18 protein-coding genes and 2 pseudogenes are annotated in these 19,728 nt (G+C 66.7%); 9 read left to right on the forward strand and 11 right to left on the reverse strand.

The annotated features are described in order from the left end of the window. The coding region (locus M3C25_RS11365; protein ID WP_259856782.1) for an ISL3 family transposase at positions 1 to 1,257 on the reverse strand (1,257 nt) is incomplete at its 3' end. Positions 1,258 to 1,380: 123 nt separating this feature from the next. On the opposite strand from M3C25_RS11365, the pseudogene M3C25_RS11370 reads away from it, so the two are divergent. The 3 genes and pseudogenes from M3C25_RS11370 to M3C25_RS11380 form a co-directional block, all read left to right on the forward strand. Beyond that, positions 1,381 to 1,683: pseudogene (locus M3C25_RS11370) on the forward strand (transposase); the annotation flags it as partial. A gap of 20 nt (positions 1,684 to 1,703) precedes the next feature. Next, positions 1,704 to 1,979: pseudogene (locus M3C25_RS11375) on the forward strand (integrase core domain-containing protein); the annotation flags it as partial. A gap of 295 nt (positions 1,980 to 2,274) precedes the next feature. Continuing rightward, a complete protein-coding gene (locus tag M3C25_RS11380) occupies positions 2,275 to 3,546 on the forward strand; it encodes a DDE-type integrase/transposase/recombinase (RefSeq protein WP_259845557.1) in 1,272 nt (423 codons plus the stop codon). A gap of 401 nt (positions 3,547 to 3,947) precedes the next feature. On the opposite strand, the gene fabG is transcribed toward M3C25_RS11380, so the two are convergent. Next, positions 3,948 to 4,697: a 3-oxoacyl-ACP reductase FabG gene (gene fabG / locus M3C25_RS11385; RefSeq protein ID WP_257995146.1), complete on the reverse strand. Its 750-nt coding sequence runs from the start codon at positions 4,695 to 4,697 to the stop codon at positions 3,948 to 3,950. Continuing rightward, positions 4,694 to 5,152, reverse strand: coding sequence for a MaoC family dehydratase (locus M3C25_RS11390; RefSeq protein WP_175293665.1), 459 nt, complete (start codon positions 5,150 to 5,152; stop codon positions 4,694 to 4,696). Before M3C25_RS11390 ends, fabG begins: the two co-directional genes overlap by 4 nt. A 174-nt stretch (positions 5,153 to 5,326) precedes the next feature. Here M3C25_RS11390 and M3C25_RS11395 point away from each other — a divergent pair, with 174 nt between their 5' ends. Further along, on the forward strand, positions 5,327 to 6,034 hold the full coding sequence (locus M3C25_RS11395; RefSeq protein ID WP_259793900.1) for an NUDIX hydrolase: 708 nt from the start codon (positions 5,327 to 5,329) through the stop codon (positions 6,032 to 6,034). Positions 6,035 to 6,080: 46 nt separating this feature from the next. On the opposite strand, the gene M3C25_RS11400 is transcribed toward M3C25_RS11395, so the two are convergent. Genes M3C25_RS11400 through M3C25_RS11410 form a run of 3 tightly spaced genes read right to left on the reverse strand, consistent with a single transcriptional unit; the run spans position 6,081 to position 7,795 of the window. Continuing rightward, positions 6,081 to 6,713: a response regulator gene (locus M3C25_RS11400; protein ID WP_311200191.1), complete on the reverse strand. Its 633-nt coding sequence runs from the start codon at positions 6,711 to 6,713 to the stop codon at positions 6,081 to 6,083. Continuing rightward, the gene (locus M3C25_RS11405; RefSeq protein ID WP_259793897.1) at positions 6,704 to 7,651 is read right to left on the reverse strand and encodes a sensor histidine kinase; all 948 of its coding nucleotides are present in this window, start codon (positions 7,649 to 7,651) and stop codon (positions 6,704 to 6,706) included. The genes M3C25_RS11400 and M3C25_RS11405 overlap by 10 nt, the downstream gene beginning before the upstream one ends. Further along, the gene (locus M3C25_RS11410; protein WP_259793895.1) at positions 7,652 to 7,795 is read right to left on the reverse strand and encodes a hypothetical protein; all 144 of its coding nucleotides are present in this window, start codon (positions 7,793 to 7,795) and stop codon (positions 7,652 to 7,654) included. It lies immediately after the preceding gene. Positions 7,796 to 7,908: 113 nt separating this feature from the next. On the opposite strand from M3C25_RS11410, the gene M3C25_RS11415 reads away from it, so the two are divergent. Beyond that, on the forward strand, positions 7,909 to 8,898 hold the full coding sequence (locus tag M3C25_RS11415; protein ID WP_259793890.1) for a CPBP family intramembrane glutamic endopeptidase: 990 nt from the start codon (positions 7,909 to 7,911) through the stop codon (positions 8,896 to 8,898). A 27-nt stretch (positions 8,899 to 8,925) separates the two neighbouring features. Here the strand turns inward: M3C25_RS11415 and M3C25_RS11420 are convergent, their stop codons facing one another. The 3 genes from M3C25_RS11420 to M3C25_RS11430 form a co-directional block, all read right to left on the reverse strand. Continuing rightward, positions 8,926 to 9,228 (reverse strand): hypothetical protein, encoded by a 303-nt coding sequence (locus tag M3C25_RS11420; protein WP_259793888.1) that lies wholly within the window; start codon positions 9,226 to 9,228, stop codon positions 8,926 to 8,928. 71 nt (positions 9,229 to 9,299) lie between these two features. Then, entirely contained in the window at positions 9,300 to 9,758 is a 459-nt protein-coding gene (locus M3C25_RS11425; RefSeq protein ID WP_259793887.1) for a hypothetical protein, read from the reverse strand. After that, complete coding sequence (locus tag M3C25_RS11430; protein ID WP_259793885.1) at positions 9,751 to 10,209, reverse strand: NUDIX hydrolase; 459 nt, start codon at positions 10,207 to 10,209, stop codon at positions 9,751 to 9,753. Before M3C25_RS11430 ends, M3C25_RS11425 begins: the two co-directional genes overlap by 8 nt. A 277-nt stretch (positions 10,210 to 10,486) precedes the next feature. Here M3C25_RS11430 and M3C25_RS11435 point away from each other — a divergent pair, with 277 nt between their 5' ends. Further along, on the forward strand, positions 10,487 to 12,220 hold the full coding sequence (locus M3C25_RS11435; RefSeq protein ID WP_259845558.1) for an ABC transporter ATP-binding protein: 1,734 nt from the start codon (positions 10,487 to 10,489) through the stop codon (positions 12,218 to 12,220). After that, positions 12,217 to 14,244 (forward strand): ABC transporter ATP-binding protein, encoded by a 2,028-nt coding sequence (locus M3C25_RS11440; RefSeq protein WP_259856784.1) that lies wholly within the window; start codon positions 12,217 to 12,219, stop codon positions 14,242 to 14,244. The genes M3C25_RS11435 and M3C25_RS11440 overlap by 4 nt, the downstream gene beginning before the upstream one ends. Before the next feature lie 21 nt (positions 14,245 to 14,265). On the opposite strand, the gene M3C25_RS11445 is transcribed toward M3C25_RS11440, so the two are convergent. Together M3C25_RS11445 and M3C25_RS11450 are read right to left on the reverse strand one after the other, a co-directional pair. After that, entirely contained in the window at positions 14,266 to 15,075 is an 810-nt protein-coding gene (locus M3C25_RS11445) for an enoyl-CoA hydratase-related protein (RefSeq protein WP_259856786.1), read from the reverse strand. A 128-nt stretch (positions 15,076 to 15,203) separates the two neighbouring features. Then, positions 15,204 to 16,832, reverse strand: a complete 1,629-nt coding sequence (locus M3C25_RS11450; RefSeq protein ID WP_259856787.1) for an alanine/glycine:cation symporter family protein — start codon at positions 16,830 to 16,832, stop codon at positions 15,204 to 15,206. Positions 16,833 to 17,067: 235 nt separating this feature from the next. On the opposite strand from M3C25_RS11450, the gene M3C25_RS11455 reads away from it, so the two are divergent. Then, entirely contained in the window at positions 17,068 to 17,991 is a 924-nt protein-coding gene (locus M3C25_RS11455; RefSeq protein WP_259856789.1) for a class II glutamine amidotransferase, read from the forward strand. Further along, positions 17,988 to 19,712: a thiamine pyrophosphate-dependent enzyme gene (locus M3C25_RS11460; protein WP_259856791.1), complete on the forward strand. Its 1,725-nt coding sequence runs from the start codon at positions 17,988 to 17,990 to the stop codon at positions 19,710 to 19,712. Before M3C25_RS11455 ends, M3C25_RS11460 begins: the two co-directional genes overlap by 4 nt. The last annotated feature ends 16 nt before the right edge of the window (positions 19,713 to 19,728 follow it).

The raw sequence follows: 19,728 nt of genomic DNA on the forward strand, positions 1-19,728 counted from the left end.
TCTCGCGATGTAGTGCGTGAGGTTGCGGAATCCCAGTGCTGAGCCCCGTAGGTGTTCGAGCCTGCCGTTGATCGCTTCAGTTGGCCCGTTCGACGTTCCCGGTCGGGTGAAGAACGCCAGGACATCAGCAGCTCGACGCTTCAGAGTCCGTCCTAACCGCTTGAGCTCGACCAGTCCTGTCGGCAGATTCGTCGTCAGATCGTCGATGACTGATTGTAAGAGCTTCTTGCCCTCGTTGCCGTCGTTGGTTCGGTAGGCGCTCACAATGTCTTGATAGACGGCCCAGGTGACTTCGACGGCGGTGAAGTTGGCGTCGGCGAAGAGGCTTACGATCCTCTCCTGCTGTTTGGCCGTGAGCAGATCAGCACCGGTGTGCAGAGTCCTGCGCGCTCGATACAACGGGTCTGTTGCTCGTCCGCGATGCCCGGTGGTCTCCTGCTGAATGCGGCGGCGTACCTCGTCGAGGGCATCACCGGCGAGTTTGACGACGTGGAACGGGTCCATGACTTCGACAGCCTCGGGCAGTTCCTCAACGGAGGCTGTTTTGAAGCCGGAGAATCCGTCCATCGCGACGACGTCGATGCCATCACGCCAGTCTTTCGGCCGGGCTTTCAACCATTGCTTGAACACCTGTTTCGACCGTCCGGGCACCATGTCGAGCAGGCGTGCCGGGCCTGCTTCCTGGCTGATGGGAGTGAGGTCGATGATGACGGTGACGTACTTGTCACCGCGCCTGGTGTGCCGCCAGACGTGTTCGTCGACACCAATGACGCTGACCCCGTCGAACCGGGCCGGGTCGTCGATCAGCAGTCGATGTCCCTGCGCGAGGATCGCGGAGTTCGCGGTGTGCCAGGACACGGCGAGTTTGCGTGCGATCACGGACACAGTGTCGTGGTCGATGACGAGGGCACGCAGCGCCCAGTCGAGGCCGGTTCGCGAGATCTTCGCTCGTGGTGGCGCCGCAGCAGTGGTGTTCTGACGCCATACGCGGCCGCATTCGACGCATGTGTACCGGCGGAGGCGAATGTGAAGCGTGGTGGGCCGGTGGCCGAAGGGTTCGTGGGCGAGGCGGCGGACGACGGTGTCGCGGACGATCCCGTGTCCGCCACACCGTCGGCACCAGTCATCGGCAGTGTTGGGCTGGCATTCCAGAATGGCTTTGTGCCCGGTGATGTGCTGGCCAATGCAAGTGAGGTCAAGAGAGTCGAGCCGGCAGAATGTCGTGAGATCAGGAGATGAGAAAGTAAGCTTGGACACGTCGAGGTCTTTCGGATGGACTGTGTAAGAACTTCCATCATCGGAAGACCTCGACGTCTATCCGGACAGCGCCACACCGTGTCCTGAAATCACTGATCCACACCCTCAATTACGAAGAGCCACATTGTGAGCGCCTACCGAACCAACGACGGCAACGAGGGCAAGAAGCTCTTAGAATCGGTCATCGACGATCTGACGAGGAATCTGCCGACAGGACTGGTCGAGCTCAAGCGGTTAGGACGGACTCTGAAGCGTCGAGCTGCTGATGTCCTGGCGTTCTTCACCCGACCGGGAACGTCGAACGGGCCTACCGAAGCGATCAATGGCAGGCTCGAACACCTACGGGGCTCAGCACTGGTATTCCGCAACCTCACGCACTACATCGCGAGATGTCTGCTCGACTCCGGCGGCTTCAGACCGGTTCTACCTCTCAATTACGATGAGCCCTTAAACAATCGGTGGGCCGGACTGGGGTGTGTTGGGATAACGCGATGTCGGAATCATTCTGGTCGCCGTTGAAAACGGAGTTCTTCGAGCGGCGAGTGTGGCAGACCCGGGCTGAAGCAATGCGGGCAGTCGCTGGCTGGATCGAAGTGGTCTATAACCGACGGCGGTTGCACTCGGCGTTGGGAATGGTCCCGCCGGCGGAGTTCGAAGAGAAGTTCTTGGCCGAGCAGAGTGCCGGCCAGGTCAGAGAAAAAGCGTCTACGCAGGCTGCGTGACGTGGTTCACGTGTCCACAACTTGCGGGGAACCCCAGCCTCTCCTCTGGGATGCGTTCGAGATGGAGTTTTCTGATCCACCATTTTCCGATGGGGATTACCCTAATGTCATCGAGCCATTGCATCAGCGGTAACCTATTTTGACGCTATCGGCTTCAACGTCAAGGGTTCGACGAGACTCGTAGAAAGTCCCCGCGTTGCAAGGGGTCGTGCCTCACAGAAAAATCCCCGCGAAACACTTCCACCGGGCAACAGGGCACGCCGACGATGGGGTCATGGTCGATAAGGACGTTTCGATGACCACGAGAATCGAGATCACGAAGAAGTACGCCACCGCCTACACACAGGCCTCGAAGAAACGCAAAGCCGCGATCCTCGACACCGTCACCGACCTCACCGGTTGGAATCGTGACCACGCCCGCCAACAATTGACCCGCCGCACTCGGCAACCCAAAGGACGAGCGAAAGCGACAGTCGCGGTCATCGACCGCAGGAAGACGAAGGCCCGCAAATACACCTACGACGCAATCAAAGTCCTGCAATACGTGTGGTCGATCGCCGGTGGCATCTGCGGCAAGTACCTCGCCGCGGCAATGCACGGTCTCCTCGACTCCCTCGAAGCCCACGGGCACCTGACCCCGGGACAGGGCCGCTACAGCCACAACGTGCGGGAAGAACTGTTGACGATGAGTCCGGCCACTATCGACCGGTACCTGGGACCCGTCCGCGATAAGGACCCCCTACGCGGGAAGTCAGCAACGAAGCCCGGCCCCTTGCTGCGGAACTCGATCACCGTGCGCAAGGCCGGTGACGAAGTCGAAGACGAACCCGGTTTCTTCGAGGTCGACACCGTCGCCCACTGCGGTCCGACTCTCAAGGGTGAGTTCGCCCGCTCTGTGAACTGCACCGACATGCACACCGGATGGGTCTACACCCACGCGATCAGAAACAACGCCGCGACCCACGTCGTCGATGCCTGCACCCAGTTCGTGAACTCTGTGCCCTACCTGGTGACCGGACTCGACTTCGACAACGGATCCGAGTTCATCAACCACGACCTGATCGACTGGGCCGCCGAACGCAAGATCTTCTTCACCCGGGGACGGCCGTATACGAAGAACGACCAGGCCACGATCGAGTCGAAGAACAACCATCTCGTGCGTCGGTACGGGTTCTACTACCGCTACGACACCCCGGCTGAACTCGAGTTGCTGCAACGCCTGTGGCCGCTGGTCAATGATCGGTTGAACTACTTCACTCCGACGAAGAAACCGACCGGGTACTCCACCGACCGTGCGGGAAGGCGCAAACGCGTCTATGACGCCCCGAAGACCCCGTACCAGCGACTGCTCGATTCCGGCATTCTCAGCGTCGAGCAGAAGGCCGAGCTTCAGCAGTATCGGGCACGCCTGGACTTGGTCGGCCTCGCCGAGAAAATCGACCAGATCCAGCAACGGCTGGTCAAGCTCGCCGCGAGCAAGACCGCGAAGCTGGAGCGCGAGATCGAGAGAGCACAGGCCCTGCCGGATCCGGCGGGCATCAAGGTCCACCACACCCGGGCCGGCTGAGACCCGGTTAGCGAGGAAAATGTGTGTGAGGCACGGCCTGCAATTCCCGGGGATCTTGACATGAGGCACTCCGTGGTTCAAGAGGCTTCCCCCTGGATCAAAGTCGCATCAATACTCCATTCGTCATACCGGCGAAGAACGTACGTCAGTCGTAAGGGGTAGAATCTGTACCGCGGTCACCGTCCAGCAGTGTTGCGCGCCCCTACGTATCCGGAAGGACGTAGACGCAGGCACCGCTCGCCACTCTGCGTCGAACCAGGCGATCGGAACCTGACGGGAACTGCGGCGCCATGTTTCTCCGCCGCGTGCGGGACCAGCCTCATGCCCACTTTGCCGTCACACACTCACCGGCCGGCTGGCGGCACCCGCGCCGGCCTCACCACCAGCCCCGTCAGCTGACCTCACAGATTGCGGCCGCCGGAGATCTCCAGCACGGTGCCGGTCATGTAGCTCGACATGTCCGAGGCGAGGAACAGCGCGACCTGCGCGACCTCGGCCGGTTCGCCGAAGCGGCCGAGCGGGATCTCAGTCAGGCGCTGGGCAAGCACATCGTCCTTCATCGCCTCGATCATCGGGGTGCGGATGAGGCCGGGCTGGATCGCGTTGACGCGCACGCCGGCGAAGCCGACCTCCTTGCACGCCGCCTTCGTCATGCCGACGATCCCGGCCTTGGCTGCCGAGTAGTTCGTCTGCCCCGGATTGCCGACCTTGCCGGAGATCGAGGAGACGTTGACGATCGAGCCGCCTGACTCCTGCCCGCGCATTAGACCTGCGGCGGTTCTGAGCCCGTTCCACGTCCCGCGCAGGTGCACGGAGATGACCTGGTCGAACTGCTCCTCAGTCATCTTGCGCATCGTCGCATCGCGGGTGATGCCGGCATTGTTGACCATGACGTCGAGCGCACCGAAGGCATCGACGGCCTTCTGACACAGGGCTTCGACATCGGCCAGGGCGACGACATCGCAGCCGACCCCGATGGCACGCTCACCGAGGTCCAGACGCTCCGCCGCCTCGGCGACGGCCGAGCCGTTGAGGTCTCCCAGCACGAGGTTCGCCCCCGCGGCGGCATACGCCTCGGCGATGGCGAACCCGAGGCCCTGGGCGGCACCGGTGATGACGGCGGTGCGCCCAGCGAGCAGCCCGGAGCTCACTGTTCGACCATGAGCGAGACGCTCTCGGCAATGCAGGCCGGGCGCTGCTCGCCGTCGATCTCGATGACGTGGGTCATGATGACCATGACGCCGGCGTCCTTGCGCTCGACGCTGTCGAGGGTGATGGTGTCGCGCACGCGGGCGCCGGAGGGCACCGGCTGCGGGAAGCGGACCTTGTTGAGCCCGTAGTTGATCTTCATCTTCATGCCGGTGACGTCGACAGTGCGCTGCGAGAGCATTGGCAGCAGCGACAGGGTGAGGAAGCCGTGGGCAATCGTGCCGCCGAACGGGCCGGCCTTGGCCTTCTCCTCATCGAGGTGGATCCACTGATGATCGTCGGTCGCATCGGCGAAGAGCTGAATCCGATCCTGGTCGATCGTCACCCAGTCGCTTGAGCCGACTTCCTGTCCCACGAGCTTCTCCAGCTCGGCGATCCCGTTGATCTCACGCACCATTGCTACTCCTTCATCGCCGCAGGCGGCACTTGCCAGGCCCGCCCGATTCGCACCGTGGCAGGCCGCAGTCGTCTTGCATCAGGCCGCGGCCGGCACCTGTGGCCCGCCGCGTCCCAGGTCAGTCTAATGGGTTAGGGTGACAGACGACACACCTGGTGACAGCTGACTGGAGGCATGATGGTCCGCAATCTCGGCCCGGAGGGAACCGACCGCTCCGACGTCGTCGACATCACCGAATCAACCGTCATGCCCGCCGACCCGCACGCCGTGCCCGTCCGCCCGGCCGTCAGCGTGCTGCTCATCCGCGACGGCGATGACGGCCTGGAGGTCTTCGTCCAGCACCGGGTGGCGACGATGGACTTCGCCGCAGGCGTCGTCGTCTACCCCGGTGGCCGGGTCGATCCGGTCGATGAGACGACCGGGGCGAGCCTGGCGACCGCACCCGAGGTGGTGGACGCCCATGAGCAGGCGTGGCACTTGAGTGCGTGTGCCGAACTGCCCGGAGGCGCCCGGACGCTCATGGCGTGTGCGATGCGCGAGGTCGCCGAGGAGGCCGGCGTTGTGCTGGCGGCTGAAGGTCTCAAGCCGTGGGCGAACTGGGTGACCCCGCCGGGGCGGTCCCGCCGCTTCGACACCTACTTCTTCGTGACGGCCCCGGAAGATGCCGATGCTGCGGTGCATCAGACGACCGAGGCCGAGAACTCCGAGTGGATGAATGTTCGGCACATCATCGCCGAGGAGGAGGCCCACCGGCTCAAGCTCATGCGCCCGACCCTTGCGCTGCTCGGGGAGATCGACGCGCTCGGTTCGGTCAAGGCGGTCATGGGCAGTGATCACGAGATCGTTCCGGTCAAGCCGCGCGAGCCCGGCAAGCACAGCTGAGGGCTGGCGATCGGCCGGCTGCCGGGAGGCGGCCAGCCAGCGACGGTCAGCGTGATTCGAGGACGAGGATCGCCAGCTGCACCCGGCTGGTGACGCCGAGCTTGTCGAAGATCCGGCTGAGATAGGTCTTGACCGTCGACAGCGACAGAAACAGCCGCTGGCAGATCTCGGCGTTCGACAGCCCGTCGGCGACGGCCTCGGCGATCTCGCGTTCGCGCTCACTCAGATCCGCCAGCGGATCCGTGCGCGCACGGCTGCGCCCGGCCAGTTCGACCAGACTGGTCAGCACCGCTGGGCTGACCGCCCGGGTGCCCGCCGCAGCCGAGCGCACCGCTGCCGTCAGCTCGGCTGGCGGGGTGTCCTTGAGCAGGAAGCCGGTCGCCCCGGCGGCGAGCGCATCGAGGATGTAGTCATCGGTGTCGAAGGCGGTGAGTACGAGGATCTGCGGAGCATCAGGGTCGGCTGCGATCTGCCTGGTGGCGGAGATCCCGTCGAGGCCGGGCGTCCGGATGTCCATGAGCACGACGTCAGCCTGCCAGTCTGCCCAGCCGGCCACCGCCTCGGCGCCGGTGGCCGCTTCGGCAACAACGTCGATGTCATCTGCGGAGCTGAGGATGAGCTGCAGCCCGGAGCGGACGAGCGGTTCGTCATCGACGACGGCGACGCGGATCATGTCCATGGCACCTCTGCGCGCAGGAGGAAGGTATCCGCTGTCCGGCCAGCCTCCAGGGTGCCGCCGATGAGGCGCAGCCGCTCGTCGAGCCCGATGATGCCGTAACCGGGATCCGCCGGTTCCGAACCGGGTCCGAGGCGGTTCTCCACCGTGACGACCAGGCGGTCACCGTCCTGCTGCACGCTGGCAGCCGGTACGTGTCCGGGGGCGTGCTTGCGCGCATTCGTCAGCGCTTCCTGCAGCACCCGGTACACCGTGTGGGCTGCCATCGCCGGGCCGGCCTGCACCTGGTCGGCCGTCAGCGGGGCCTGCCAGCCGATCGGCCCGAGGCGGTCGAAGTCGAGCTGCGGTTCGGTGCTCTCCGGCTCCTCGCGCAGGGTGGTGAGCACCGCCCGCAGGTCAGCCCCCGCCTCGCGCGCGGCCTCCCGCACGGTGCCGGCGACCGCGGCCGCCTCGGCGGGGTTCTTCGCCGCCTGGCATTCGAGGGCACCGGCGTGCATGGCGATGATGCTGAGCCGATGGGAGAGAGTGTCGTGGACGTCGCGGGCGATGCGCAGGCGCTCGGCGCTGCGGGCCCGGCTGCGCGCCTCCTCGACCTGACGAGCACGGGATTCGCGCTTGAGCCTGCGCACCACACCGGTGAACACGGCGGTGACGGTGATGAGCGTGAATCCGGCCAGCGTGAAGATGACATCTGCCTTGTCCGAACCAGTGGGCAGGAGCAGCACCGTGGCGACGGCGGCTGCGGCCATGCTCGCTGCCGCTGTGGCCGGCCAGCGCCACGGGGAGCGGGCGCACATGGAGAACAGCACCCACAGCGCCAGCGGCGCACCCAGCGGGGAGAATCCGCCGAGGACGATGACGCCGGCACCGCAGACGAGCGCGACCAAACCGCGGTGCAGCGCACCGATGGCCAGGATGATCGCCGCGACTCCGCACAGCACTTAGATGGCGGCCGTGCGCACAAGCTCCGCGTCGCTGGGCACCGGCTCGGTCTCCAGCCGGATCCCGAAGTCGAGAACGAACAGCAGCCCACCGAGGACTGCCCCGATGATGATGATCGCCGCACGGCTGAGGAAACGGAGCATAGCAGTTCGATCCTACGCGTCAGCCCGGCCGGCCCGGTGTCGGCCGAAGGTACCGATCATCTCGTGCCGATGACCGATACCCCAGCGCCCGGCACTCGCAGAGGCTTGAGGGCATGACCGCTTTTCATCGCCTTGCCCGCACCGCTCCCGCCTACCGCTGGTGGCGCCCGCTGGCCACCATCGTCCTGTTCCTCGTCTCCTACGCCGTCATCATGTTCGCCGCCATCGCCGTGAGCGCCATCTGGATGGTCGCCGGCGGCCCCGGCGGTGAGAGCATCGACGCCGCCCTGCGCTCACCGGGTGACTTGCACGCTCCGCTGGCCCAGATCGTGATGCTGACGTTCATCGTCCTCTTCATCCCGGCCGCTCTCATCGCCGCCCGGTTCGGCGCCGGCCAGCCGCCCGGCACACTCATCTCGGTGGCCGGCCGGATCCGCTGGCGGCTGCTGGGGCTCGCCGTCGGGCTCGCCGCTCCCCTCGTGCTGCTCGCCCACACCCTCGGAACCGCGTTCTTCGCTGATGGCGGCTTCGGCCTGCTGCGCTTCGGTGCGCAGTTTCCGCTGCTGCTGGCCATCGCAGTGCTGATCGTCCCGCTCCAGGCCTTCGCCGAGGAGCTCGTCTTCCGCGGACTCCTCCCGCAGATCATCGGCAGCTGGCTGCGCAATCCGCTGTGGGCCTACCTGCTGACGATCCCGCTGTTCGTCGCCGGCCATCTGTACTCGTGGCCCGGCCTCATCGACATCGCCGTCTTCGCCGCCGCGGCCGGCCTGCTCACGCACCGCTCCGGTGGCCTCGAGCTGGCGATCGGCCTGCACATCGTCGGCAACAGTTCGATCTTCGTCCTCGGGGCACTCGGTCTCGCCGACCTCAATGCCGTCGACGTCGGCCCCGGCACGGTCGCCGTTTCGATCACGACGACCGTCGTCTTCACCGCTGCCGCCCTGCACTTCAGCCCGCCGTTCCTCCAGCGCAGCCAGGAGTCCCAGGCTGGGGCTACCGACCACCGGGCCCGATGCGCCGGCGCCGGTTCGCAGATCCCCGCCGGTGAGCAGACGGAGACGGCGGCGGAGACTCCTTCTCACACCGCCGGTGCTCAGGGCTGAGTGCAGCCGGCTGGCTGGCCCCGTCGGTCAGCCGGCCTCCTGCGCGAGGCGCTCCCGGTCCTTGCGACGGCCGACCATCTCGGCGATCCACCAGAACACAGTCCAGATCGCGCACAGGATGGCCAGGCCCCATGCCAGGATCGCGACGAAGCCGATGCTCCGCCAGCCATCGGCGCCTGTCATCGCCATGATCGACAGGACAACCGCGCAGGCGAGCACGAGAGCGGTGATGATCGTGGTGATGCGCAGCGCCAGCGGCGTGCGGGGCTTCGGGCCGCTGGGGCCGCGGTGACCTGGGGCGTTATCGGCAGATGTCGGGGCGTTGTCCATTTCCCCAGTTTAGCCCCCCTTTTGCACTGCAATGATGGTCAGTCAGGCCGACTGAACCGCTCGCTGCGGCATCAATCCGCGGGTGCCACTGGGGCCGGAAAGACCATGTGCGACAGTCGTCCTGCAGGATCGAAAACGCACTGGACGCGCAGTTCGCTTCCAGGCCGTCCCAGTTCTGTCACACTGCCAGCTTCTGATCGGGCCCGCGACGTCGGAACCGTGAAGAAGAGGACATTGCCCGCCGCCATCAGCTGAACCCACCCGTTCTCACCTGCCTCAGAGACCAGCGGTGACTCCTTCGGCAGATACAGATCGAAGGAGACGATCTCGATCCCGGCCAGCACATCGCCCGGCAGATAGTCGACGTTGACGGCGAATCCGATGTCGCTGTTGTACAGCGTTGAGACCGTCTGCTCGGATTCCCGGCCTGCAGAAGTGGAAAGGTACATCAGCGGATGTTCCGGATCTCGCGTGCAGTAGAAATCCACGGGGAAACGCTCGTCCACCTCGGGGCGCTGTTCATCATTCATCGTCTTCGCCCTCCTCTGCGTCCGGCTCTCGACGGTCCAGCCCCGCCATCTCGACCGCGATCTTCACAAGCCCCACCTGCGGCAGGTCAGCCAGCTCATCGAGTGGGATCCAGGCGGCCCGGTCGCTCGACCCGCCGACCTCGTGGCGCAGCTGCCCGCCGGTGACTCTGGCGGTGTAGATGATGCGCAGTGCGTGCAGGGTCTTGCCGGGTTTGAGCCGGCGCTCCCCGGGCACCACGAGCGAATCGATGCCGAGCAGCTCACCCAAGGCGACCTCATAGCCGGTCTCCTCATACACCTCGCGCACGGCGGCATCGGCCGGATCCTCACCCTCCTCGAGTCCGCCGCCGGGCATCGACCACAGCGGCGCGGGTCCTTCGATCCAGCGGGACATGAGCAGGCGACGCTCGTCATCGACGATGACGCAGTAGGCTCCCACACGCAGACGCATGATGCCAGATTACGGCACCCCCGGTTCGCTGTGAGCGAGAACACCCATGCGGCTATGGGCATCTGGCGGCCACCGGAGTAGTGTGGTGCTTTCGCCGGTCGGCCCGCCGGCACTGCGCAGCTGCCCGCAGACTCACGACTGCCCACCGCTGCGACCACCTGCCAGCACCCACGCCGCAGGCGTGCCACGATCTGCCTCCCGCCACTGCCGACGGGAGGTCCGCTCGCCGCCCACGGCCACCGCCTCGGCGGCGTCAATCAGCTGCATCAGGGGAGACATGCTGCTCACGCTGCTCAAACGGTACCTGCGCCCCTACACCGGAGCGCTCGTCCTCGTCCTCATCTTCGAGTTCGTCCAGTCCCTGGCCGCGCTCTACCTGCCGACCCTCAACGCCGCGATCGTCGACGACGGTGTCGCCCAGGCCGATGTGCCCCTCATCTGGCGCCTCGGCGGCTTCATGCTGCTGGTGAGCTTCGTGCAGCTGGTCACGATGATCATCGCCGTGTACTTCGGTGCGCGCACCGCGATGCGCGCCGGCCGCGACCTGCGCCGCGACGTCTTCCACACCGGCCAGTCCTTCTCCCAGCACGAAGTCGCCCACTTCGGTGCGGCCACCCTCATCACCCGCAACACCAACGACGTCCAGCAGGTGCAGATGCTCATCCTCATGAGCTGCACGATGCTCGTCATGGCCCCGATGATGGCCCTCGGCGGGATCATCATGGCACTCAGCCAGGACGTCCAGCTCTCCTGGCTCATCCTGGTGGCCGTGCCGCTGCTGCTCGTGACCCTCGGCATCCTCATCGCCCGGATGATCCCGCAGTTCAAGATCATGCAGACCCGCATCGACAAGATCAACGCCGTCGCCCGCGAGCAGCTCACCGGCATCCGCGTCATCCGCGCCTTCGCCCGCGAGGCCACCGAACGCGGCCGCTTCGACATCGCCAACCGGGAGCTCACGGAGACGAACTTCAAGGTCGGGATGCTGTTCGCGCTCATGTTCCCGCTCGTCATGGGCATCCTCAACGTCTCCTCCGTCGCCGTCATCTGGTTCGGCGGTCTGCAGGTCGAGGCCGGCATCACCGAGGTCGGCACGATGATGGCGTTCATGCAGTACCTCATGCAGATCCTCATGGGCGTCATGATGGCGACCTTCATGACGATGATGATCCCGCGCGCGGCCGTCTCGGCCAAGCGCATCGGCGAGGTCCTCGACACCGCCCCGACGGTCAACCCGCCCGCTGACCCCGTGCCCGAGGTGGAGGTCCCGGGCGCCGTGCGGCTCGCCTCGGCGACGTTCGGGTTCCCCAGGGCCGAGGCGCCGGTGCTGCGCAATGTCACCGCCGCCTTCCAGCCGGGGACGACGACGGCGATCATCGGCTCAACCGGTGCCGGCAAGTCGACGCTGCTCGGGCTCATCCCCCGCCTGTTCGATGTGCAGTCCGGGATGGTCGAGGTCGGCGGTGTCGACGTACGCCGGCTGGACCCTGCGGTGCTGCACGCCCAGATCGGGCTGGTGCCGCAGAAGGCGTTCCTGTTCTCCGGGACGGTCGCGTCGAATCTGCGCTACGGCAACCCCGAGGCCACTGATGAACAGCTGTGGCAGGCCCTCGAGGTCGCGCAGGCGGCCGGGTTCGTCGCCGAGATGCCCGGCGGACTGGAGGCGCGCATCGCCCAGGGCGGGCAGAACGTCTCCGGCGGGCAGCGCCAGCGGCTGGCGATCGCCCGCGCGCTCGTGGCGAACCCGCCGGTGCTGCTGTTCGACGACTCGTTCTCCGCCCTCGACACCGAGACCGATGCCCGGCTGCGCGCCGGCCTCGATGAGCACTTCGGGCACACCACCCGGATCATCGTCGCCCAGCGCATCGCCTCGATCACCGACGCCGACCAGATCATCGTCCTCGACGACGGTGCGATCGTCGGGACCGGCACCCATGCCGAGCTCGCGGCCGCCAATGAGGTCTACCGCGAGATCGTCGAATCCCAGCGCAGCGTCGGGAGTGCACTGTGAGCCATGTGAACCCGAAGGAGCCCGCGGCGACGGAGCCGACTGATCAGACCAGCCCGGCCACCGCCTCGGGCGCGGTCGACGAGGCAGACGACAACCAGCCCCCGCCCTCAGCCGGCGACTGGGGCTCAGCACCCATGGGCAAGGCGAAGGCGTTTTGGCCGAACTTCAAGCGGCTGGCCGGCTGGTTCCGCCCGCACTCGCTGCTGCTCCTGCTCGCGCTGCTCTCCGGCGTGGCTGCGGTCGTGCTCACGACGCTGGGGCCGAAGATCCTCGGCGAGGCGACGAACATCGTCTTCGAAGGCGCGATCGCCTCGCGCCTGCCGGCCGATATGACGCAGGATCAGCTCGTCGGCCAGCTGCGCGCCGAAGGCCGCACCACTGAGGCCGACATGCTCGCCGCCATGCACATCAACCCAGGTCAGAGCATGGATGTCCGCGCGCTGGGGCAGACGCTGCTGCTGGCGCTCGGGGTGTTCCTCGCCGGCTCGGTGATGCTGTGGGCGATGTCGGCGCTCGTCAACGTCGTCATCCAGCGGGTGATGCGGCTCATGCGCACCCGGATCGAGGACAAGATCCACCAGGTGCCGCTGTCGTACTACGACCGGATGCAGCGCGGAGATCTGCTCTCACGCCTGACGAACGACCTCGACAACCTCAGCCAGGTGCTCAACCAGTCGGTCGGGCAGATCGTCAACAGCGTGCTGACGATCATCGCGGTGCTCGTCATGATGCTGACGATCTCGCTCAAGCTCACGCTCGTCGCTCTCGTCGCGATCCCGCTCATCGCGGTCGTCGTCGGGGTCATCGCGACGCGCTCGCAGAAGCAGTTCGTCGCCCAGTGGGCCGAGACCGGCAAGCTCAACGCGCGAGTCGAGGAGTCCTTCACCGGGCATGCGCTCGTGCGCGTGTTCGGCCGCAGCGGCGACGTCCAGCAGGCCTTCGATGCCGAGAACGAGCAGGTCTACCAGGCCAGCTTCAAGGCGCAGTTCCTCTCCGGTGTGCTCATGCCGATGATGATGTTCCTCGGCAACCTCGTCTACGTCGGCATCGCCGTCGTCGGCGGAGTCATGGTGGCCACCGGTTCACTGCGGCTGGGCGATGTGCAGGCGTTCATCCAGTACTCACGCCAGTTCATGCAGCCCCTCGGGCAGCTCGGCGGCATGGCCGCGCAGCTGCAGTCCGCGGTGGCCAGCGCTGAGCGGGTCTTCGAGTTCCTCGACGTCGACGAGGAGGTTCTCAACCCGGATCCGGTCGAGGGCGCACGCCCAGTTCGCGGGGCGATCGACTTCGAGCACGTCCGCTTCTCCTACTCACCCGACAGCGAGCTCATCCGCGATATGAACCTCTCCGTCGAGCCCGGACAGACGGTCGCGATCGTCGGACCGACCGGCGCGGGGAAGACGACGCTGGTGAATCTGCTCATGCGGTTCTACGAACTCGACGGCGGGCGGATCCTCTTCGACGGGGTCGACACGGCGCAGATGTCACGGGCCGCGGTGCGCCGCCGGATGGGCATGGTGCTGCAGGATACGTGGCTGTTCGGCGGCACGATTGCTGAGAACATCGCCTACGGCAATCCCGATGCCGGGCCCGATGAGGTGCAGCGGGCGGCCGAGGCGACCTATGTCGACCGGTTCGTCCGCAGCCTGCCCGACGGCTACGACACTGTCCTCGATGAGGACGGCACGAGCCTGTCGGCCGGTGAGAAGCAGCTCATCACGATCGCCCGTGCCTTCGTCGCCGATCCCCCGGTGCTCATCCTCGATGAGGCGACTTCCTCGGTCGACACCCGCACCGAGGTGCTCGTCCAGGAGGCGATGCACGCGCTGCGCTCCGGCCGGACGAGTTTCGTCATCGCCCACCGGCTCTCGACGATCCGTGATGCCGACGTCATCATCGTCATGGAGCACGGCGACATCGTCGAGCAGGGCTCCCACGAGGAGCTCATCGCCGCCGACGGCGCCTACGCCGGTCTGTACCGTGCACAGTTCGCGCAGGCGGTGGCCAGCGGCGAAGAGGAGTGACCGGCGGGGTACGGCCGGCGCTCAGCCCTTGCGCGCTCTGAGCTCGGCCATCCGCTTCTCGACCGCCTTCTGCTGTTCGGGTCCGCCGATGAGCGAGCGGATGGCGTCCTGTTCGGCGGCGAATCCCGCTGTGAGATCGGCGGTGGCGGCCAGGTCGACGAGCTGCTTGGCTGCCTGCAGGGCCGGACGGGACTTCTCCGCCAGCTCGCGGCCGAGGGCGAGCGCTGCGGCGTTGGCGTCATCGGCGAGTTCGTCGACCATGCCCCACGCGAGTGCGGTGTCGGCATCGATGACGCGGCCGGTGAGGATCGCCAGCTTCGCCCGGCCGGGCCCGATGAGGCGCGTGAGCAGCTGAGTGCCGCACATATCGGGGATGATGCCCCAGTTGACCTCCATCATCGAGGCCTTGAGCTCGCGGCTGGCGATGCGCACATCGGCACCGAGGGCGATCTGCAGTCCGCCGCCGTAGGCGACCGACTGCACAGCGGCGATGACCGGGGCCGGCACCAGCGACCACACGTGCACGCACTGCTGGGCCAAGACGCGGGCGGCGCCGAGGGACTCCTCGGACTCCGGTGATCCCCCGCCACCGGAGACCATCCGGCCGAATTCGCTGACATCGAGGCCAGCACAGAACGCCCGGCCGCTCCCGGAGAGCACGACGGCGCTGACGTCGTCGCGGTCGATGAGGCCTGTGCCGATCTCGACGAGGTCGGCCATCACCTCGCCGGTGAGCGAGTTGAGGGTCTCGGCGCGGTCGATCTCGACGTGGGCGAGGCCCTCGGTGACGGTGAGGACGACGGTGCCGTGGGAGGCGCGGGTCTCGGTCATGGTACTCCTTTGCAGGCCAGGGGCAGGCGGGACGGTGCCGTCAGCCTATCGCGAGAACCGCCTCGGGGACGGTCGCGGACTCCGCCGCGGGAACGGTAGTGGGCACCGCCTCGGGCGCGGGCACGGATTCAGGGACGGCGCCGGTGCTGGGCGCGCAGCGCCTTGAGCTCGCGGATCTCTGCCTTGATCTGGGCGCTGCGCTCCTTCTTGCGCTTGCGCCCGGCGACTGCTGCGGCCATCTGCTCCTCGGTGGGGTCGTGATCGCCCATGCCCACGCGCAGATCTTCGTCGACTTCGGTGATGCGGCCGAGGTCGCGCTGGGTGCGGTAGCGCAGGATCTCCAGGCGCACGACCTTGGCGAGGAAGTAGATGCCGAGCAGATTGGGCACGGCCATGAGGAAGAAGACCGAGTCGGCCAGGCTCATGATCGCGTCGAACGAGGCCGAGGCGCCGATGACGATGAAGATGACCCACACGATCTGGAAGATGCGCTCAGCCAGGGCGGAGCCGCCGGTCATGAAGCCGAGCGTCTTCTGCCCGTAGTAGCCGTAGGCCAGCATCGTCGAGAAGGCGAAGAGGACGGCGGCGACCGTGAGCAGCAGCGGGAACCAGGCGGTCACTGAGCGGAACGCCTCGGCGGTCAGCTCGATGTCGTCGGAGGCGCCGGTCTCGTAGCGGCCGGTGACCGTGACCGCGAGCGCGGTGAGCGAGCAGACGATGACGGAGTCGATGAGCGGCTCCCACATGGCGACGTAGCCTTCGGAAGCGGGCTTGGTCGTCTTCGAGGCCGAGTGGGCCATCGCGGCGGTGCCGACGCCGGCGGCGTTGGAGAAAAGAGCGCGCTGGATGCCGATGATCGCCACGCCGACGGCGCCGCCTGCCACACCCGGGCCGGTGAAGGCGCCGGTGACGATGAGTCCGATGGCGTGCGGCACCTCGGGGGCGTGGACGACGATGATGACGAGGACGCAGACGAAGTACAGGATCGCCATGAGCGGGGTGATGCGCGAGGTCCAGGTGGCCACACGCCGGATGCCGCCGATGACGACGATGCCGACGAGCAGCGCGATGACCGAGCCGAGCAGCCACAGCTTGTCGGCGAAGAAGCTGTCAGCACCGCCGGTGGCGTCGACGAGGATCGCCGTCGACTGGTTGGACTGGAACAGGGCCGCCCCGAGCATGCCGCCGAGGGTGGCCAGGCAGTAGAAGATCGCGAGGAACCTGCCGAGTCCCGGCCGGCCGATGTCAGCCAGGCCATCGCGCAGGAAGTACATCGGCCCGCCGGACACGGTGCCGTCCTCATGGATGGTGCGGTACTTGACGCCGAGGGTCGCCTCGACCATCATCACCGACATCGAGAACAGCCCGAAGATGATGATCCACAGTGCCGCACCCGGCCCGCCGAGCGAGACGGCGAGCGCGACACCGGCGATGTTGCCCAGGCCGACGGTGCCGGACAGCTCAGTGGCCAGGGCCTGGAAGGACGAGACCTCACCGGGGTCGGTCTTGCGGGTGAAGCGGCCGCGGATGATGCCCAGAGACTTGCCGAAGCCGGTGATCGGCTGCAGGCGCAGGTAGAAGGTGAAGAAGAGCGCGGCCGCGGCCAGCCTCACGATGATGAGCGGGACTTCGACCCCGCCGATGGGGACGGCGAAGAAGACGATGCCCTCGACGAAGTCGGAGACCGGTGCGACCCGTTCGTTGATCGTCTCGTCGATGGTTCTGGCCAGCAGCTGCGTCGTCTCGAGGCGGTGCATTGTCAGTCGGATCCCATTTCAGTTCGCAATCATTCTTCTCACAGGTTCTTTTCAGGTGACCGGACGGGCCAGCGCAAGTCAAAACGCGCCCGGCATATGAGCCGTGCCACGTTCAGTGGTGCCAGCGATTGCGCAGGTCAGAGGGCATGAAACTGTCAAGGTCACTTGCATTCATGCACAGGGAGGAGGACAGTGGGGAGTGGGGCGGACACCGTGCCCGCCGGGAAGGTCAGCGATGTGCAGGCTCTTCGGTCTCAGCGCTGGGCAGCAGCGCGTGGAAGCGACTTTCTGGCTGCTCGACGCCCCGGACAGCATGCTCCGCCAGTCCCGCCACAACCCCGACGGCACCGGCCTGGGCACCTTCGATGCCGACGGCCGGCCGCGCATCGAGAAGCAGCCGATCGCCGCCTACGCCGATGACGACTTCGCCGCCCAAGCCCGCACGCGTGAGAGCGCGACCTTCGTCGCCCACGTGCGCCGCTCCTCGGGCACGGCACTGACTGACGAGAACACGCATCCCTTCGCCGGCAGCATCCGCACTGGCGGGATCGAACGGCCGTGCATCTTCGCCCACAACGGGGTGATCGGCGATGTCCCGGCGCTGGAGAACCACCTCGGGCAGGACATGGACCGGGTGCACGGCGACACCGACTCCGAACGCTGGGCGGCCCTCATCTGCCGGGAGATCGACGCCTGCGGGGACGTCGTGGCTGGCGTCACTGCGGCCGCCGAATGGATCGCAGCCCACCTGCCGGTGATCTCAGCGAATTTCATCCTCGCCACCGCCGATGAGCTCTACGCGCTGCGCTATCCGGACACCCACGAGCTGTATCTGCTTATCCGCGAGCATCCGGCCAATCCCCTGCATCACTGCAGCGATATGGGCACGCGGGTCGATTCCGCGCACCTGGCCAACACGGGCAGCGTCGTCATCGCCAGCGAATCGCTCGATGACGAGGACTGGCAGGAGATCGCCCCCGGTGAGCTCGTCCACGTCAGCCCGCAGCTGGAGGTCACCCGCACGCGGATCCTGCCCGCCCGCGGACCGGCCGGTCACCCGCATCACGCAGCCCCCACCTCGGCGACGGGACGCAGCCCGACCCCACCGTCACCCGCACCTGAACGCAGACACGCACACGAGAAGGAGTCCATGTCATGACGACGATCGCCGAGCACATCATCCGCACCCTCGCCGACCACGGGGTCGAGCAGTCCTGGGGTGTCGTAGGCGATGCGCTCAATCCGCTGACCGATGCGATCCGCCGCGATGGGCGGATCCAGTGGATCGGGGTGCGGCACGAAGAGGCGGCCGCCTTCGCAGCGGCCGCGCAGGCGCAGCTGAGCAACCGGATCGGGCTGTGCATGGGCACCGTCGGGCCGGGTTCGGTCCACCTGCTCAACGGCCTGTACGACGCGAAGAAGTCCCACGCCCCGGTGCTGGCGATCTGCGGGCAGGTGCCGAGTGCCGAGGCCGGCAGCGACTACTTCCAGGAGGTCAACAACGACCTGCTGTTCTCCGATGTCGCCGTGTACAACCAGACGATCACCTCAGCTGAGCAGGTGCCGCACATGCTCGAGCAGGCGATCAACACCGCCTACGCCGAATCCGGCGTCGCGGTGCTGACACTCCCCGGCGACCTCGGCACCTTCGAACTCGACGATCCGGTCGAGCCGGTGCTCGCCGGCCCGCTGCCGGCCGGTGCGCCGGCGGCATCCCAGCTCGATGCGGCAGCTGCCGCGATCAACGACGCGAAGGCCGTCACGGTGCTCGCAGGGATCGGCGCGCGGGAATCCCGGGCCGAGGTGCTCGCGCTGTGCGAGACGCTCAACGCGCCGATGGTCGTCTCCATCAAGGGCAAGGATGCGTTCGACGACGACAACCCGTTCAACGTCGGGCAGTCCGGGCTCATCGGCAACCCGGCCGCGGCCGAGGCGTTCGACGGCTGCGATGTGCTGCTCATGCTCGGCACCGACTTCCCGTACCGCGAGTGGTTCCCCGAGGGCAAAACCGTCATCCAGGTCGACGTGCGCCCGTCCCACATCGGCCGGCGCACCCAGGTGAACCTGCCGCTCGTCGGCGACGTCGGTGAGACCCTGCGGGCCCTGCAGCCGAGGCTGCAGCCGAAGAAGGACGACAAACTGCTGACCAAGGTGCAGAAGCGCTACACCGACTGGCGCAAGCACCAGGGCATCCTGTCGGACCCCGAGGGCGGCACGGGTTCGATGCTCGAGCGTATCCGCGGGCTGTTCGACAACCCCGATGACCGGATCCGCCCGGAGATGGTCGGTGCGCTGCTCGACGAACTCGCCCCGGCCGACACAATCTTCACCTCCGATACAGGTATGTCGACGGTGTGGATGTCGCGCTTCATCAGCATGCGCGATGAGCGCCGGCTGCTCGGCTCGTTCAACCTCGGGTCGATGGCCAATGCGCTGCCGCAGGCCCTCGGCGCACAGGCCCTCGACCGGAAGCGGCCGGTCGTGGCGATGTGCGGTGACGGCGGGCTCATGATGCTGCTCGGCGATATGCGCACCGCGGTCACCTACGATCTGCCGATCGTCGCGGTCGTCTTCAACAACTCGCGTCTCGGCATGGTCAAGCTCGAACAGGAGCAGGGCGGGCTGCCGGAGTTCGGCACCGAGCTCGACAACCCGGACTTCTCCGCCGTCGCCACGGCCATAGGCTGGACCTCCCGCCGGGTGGAGGAGCCCGAGGATCTGGAGGAGTCGCTGCGCTGGGCGTTCGCGCAGAAGTCGCCGGTGCTCATCGATGTGCTCACCAACCCCGATGAAATCTCCGTGCCGCCGAAGCCGACGGTTGAGCAGGGCTGGGGCTTCGCGATCGCGAAGGTCAAGGAGACCCTCGAAAGCCGCCGCTGACGCACAGCGGTTCGCC

The organism is Brevibacterium luteolum, from assembly GCF_025147615.1.
GTDB classification, from domain to species: domain Bacteria; phylum Actinomycetota; class Actinomycetes; order Actinomycetales; family Brevibacteriaceae; genus Brevibacterium; species Brevibacterium luteolum.

What these genes read in the sequence shown, in the direction of transcription:
- M3C25_RS11390 (WP_175293665.1), bottom strand. Translation starts at nt 5,152, where the DNA reads ATGGTGCGTGAGATCAACGGGATCGCCGAGCTGGAGAAGCTCGTGGGA.
- M3C25_RS11425 (WP_259793887.1), bottom strand. Translation starts at nt 9,758, where the DNA reads ATGAATGATGAACAGCGCCCCGAGGTGGACGAGCGTTTCCCCGTGGAT.
- M3C25_RS11430 (WP_259793885.1), bottom strand. Translation starts at nt 10,209, where the DNA reads ATGCGTCTGCGTGTGGGAGCCTACTGCGTCATCGTCGATGACGAGCGT.
- M3C25_RS11395 (WP_259793900.1), top strand. Translation starts at nt 5,327, where the DNA reads ATGATGGTCCGCAATCTCGGCCCGGAGGGAACCGACCGCTCCGACGTC.
- M3C25_RS11415 (WP_259793890.1), top strand. Translation starts at nt 7,909, where the DNA reads ATGACCGCTTTTCATCGCCTTGCCCGCACCGCTCCCGCCTACCGCTGG.
- M3C25_RS11410 (WP_259793895.1), bottom strand. Translation starts at nt 7,795, where the DNA reads ATGCTCCGTTTCCTCAGCCGTGCGGCGATCATCATCATCGGGGCAGTC.
- M3C25_RS11445 (WP_259856786.1), bottom strand. Translation starts at nt 15,075, where the DNA reads ATGACCGAGACCCGCGCCTCCCACGGCACCGTCGTCCTCACCGTCACC.
- M3C25_RS11460 (WP_259856791.1), top strand. Translation starts at nt 17,988, where the DNA reads ATGACGACGATCGCCGAGCACATCATCCGCACCCTCGCCGACCACGGG.
- M3C25_RS11435 (WP_259845558.1), top strand. Translation starts at nt 10,487, where the DNA reads ATGCTGCTCACGCTGCTCAAACGGTACCTGCGCCCCTACACCGGAGCG.
- M3C25_RS11420 (WP_259793888.1), bottom strand. Translation starts at nt 9,228, where the DNA reads ATGGACAACGCCCCGACATCTGCCGATAACGCCCCAGGTCACCGCGGC.
- M3C25_RS11455 (WP_259856789.1), top strand. Translation starts at nt 17,068, where the DNA reads ATGTGCAGGCTCTTCGGTCTCAGCGCTGGGCAGCAGCGCGTGGAAGCG.
- M3C25_RS11380 (WP_259845557.1), top strand. Translation starts at nt 2,275, where the DNA reads ATGACCACGAGAATCGAGATCACGAAGAAGTACGCCACCGCCTACACA.
- M3C25_RS11450 (WP_259856787.1), bottom strand. Translation starts at nt 16,832, where the DNA reads ATGCACCGCCTCGAGACGACGCAGCTGCTGGCCAGAACCATCGACGAG.
- M3C25_RS11400 (WP_311200191.1), bottom strand. Translation starts at nt 6,713, where the DNA reads ATGGACATGATCCGCGTCGCCGTCGTCGATGACGAACCGCTCGTCCGC.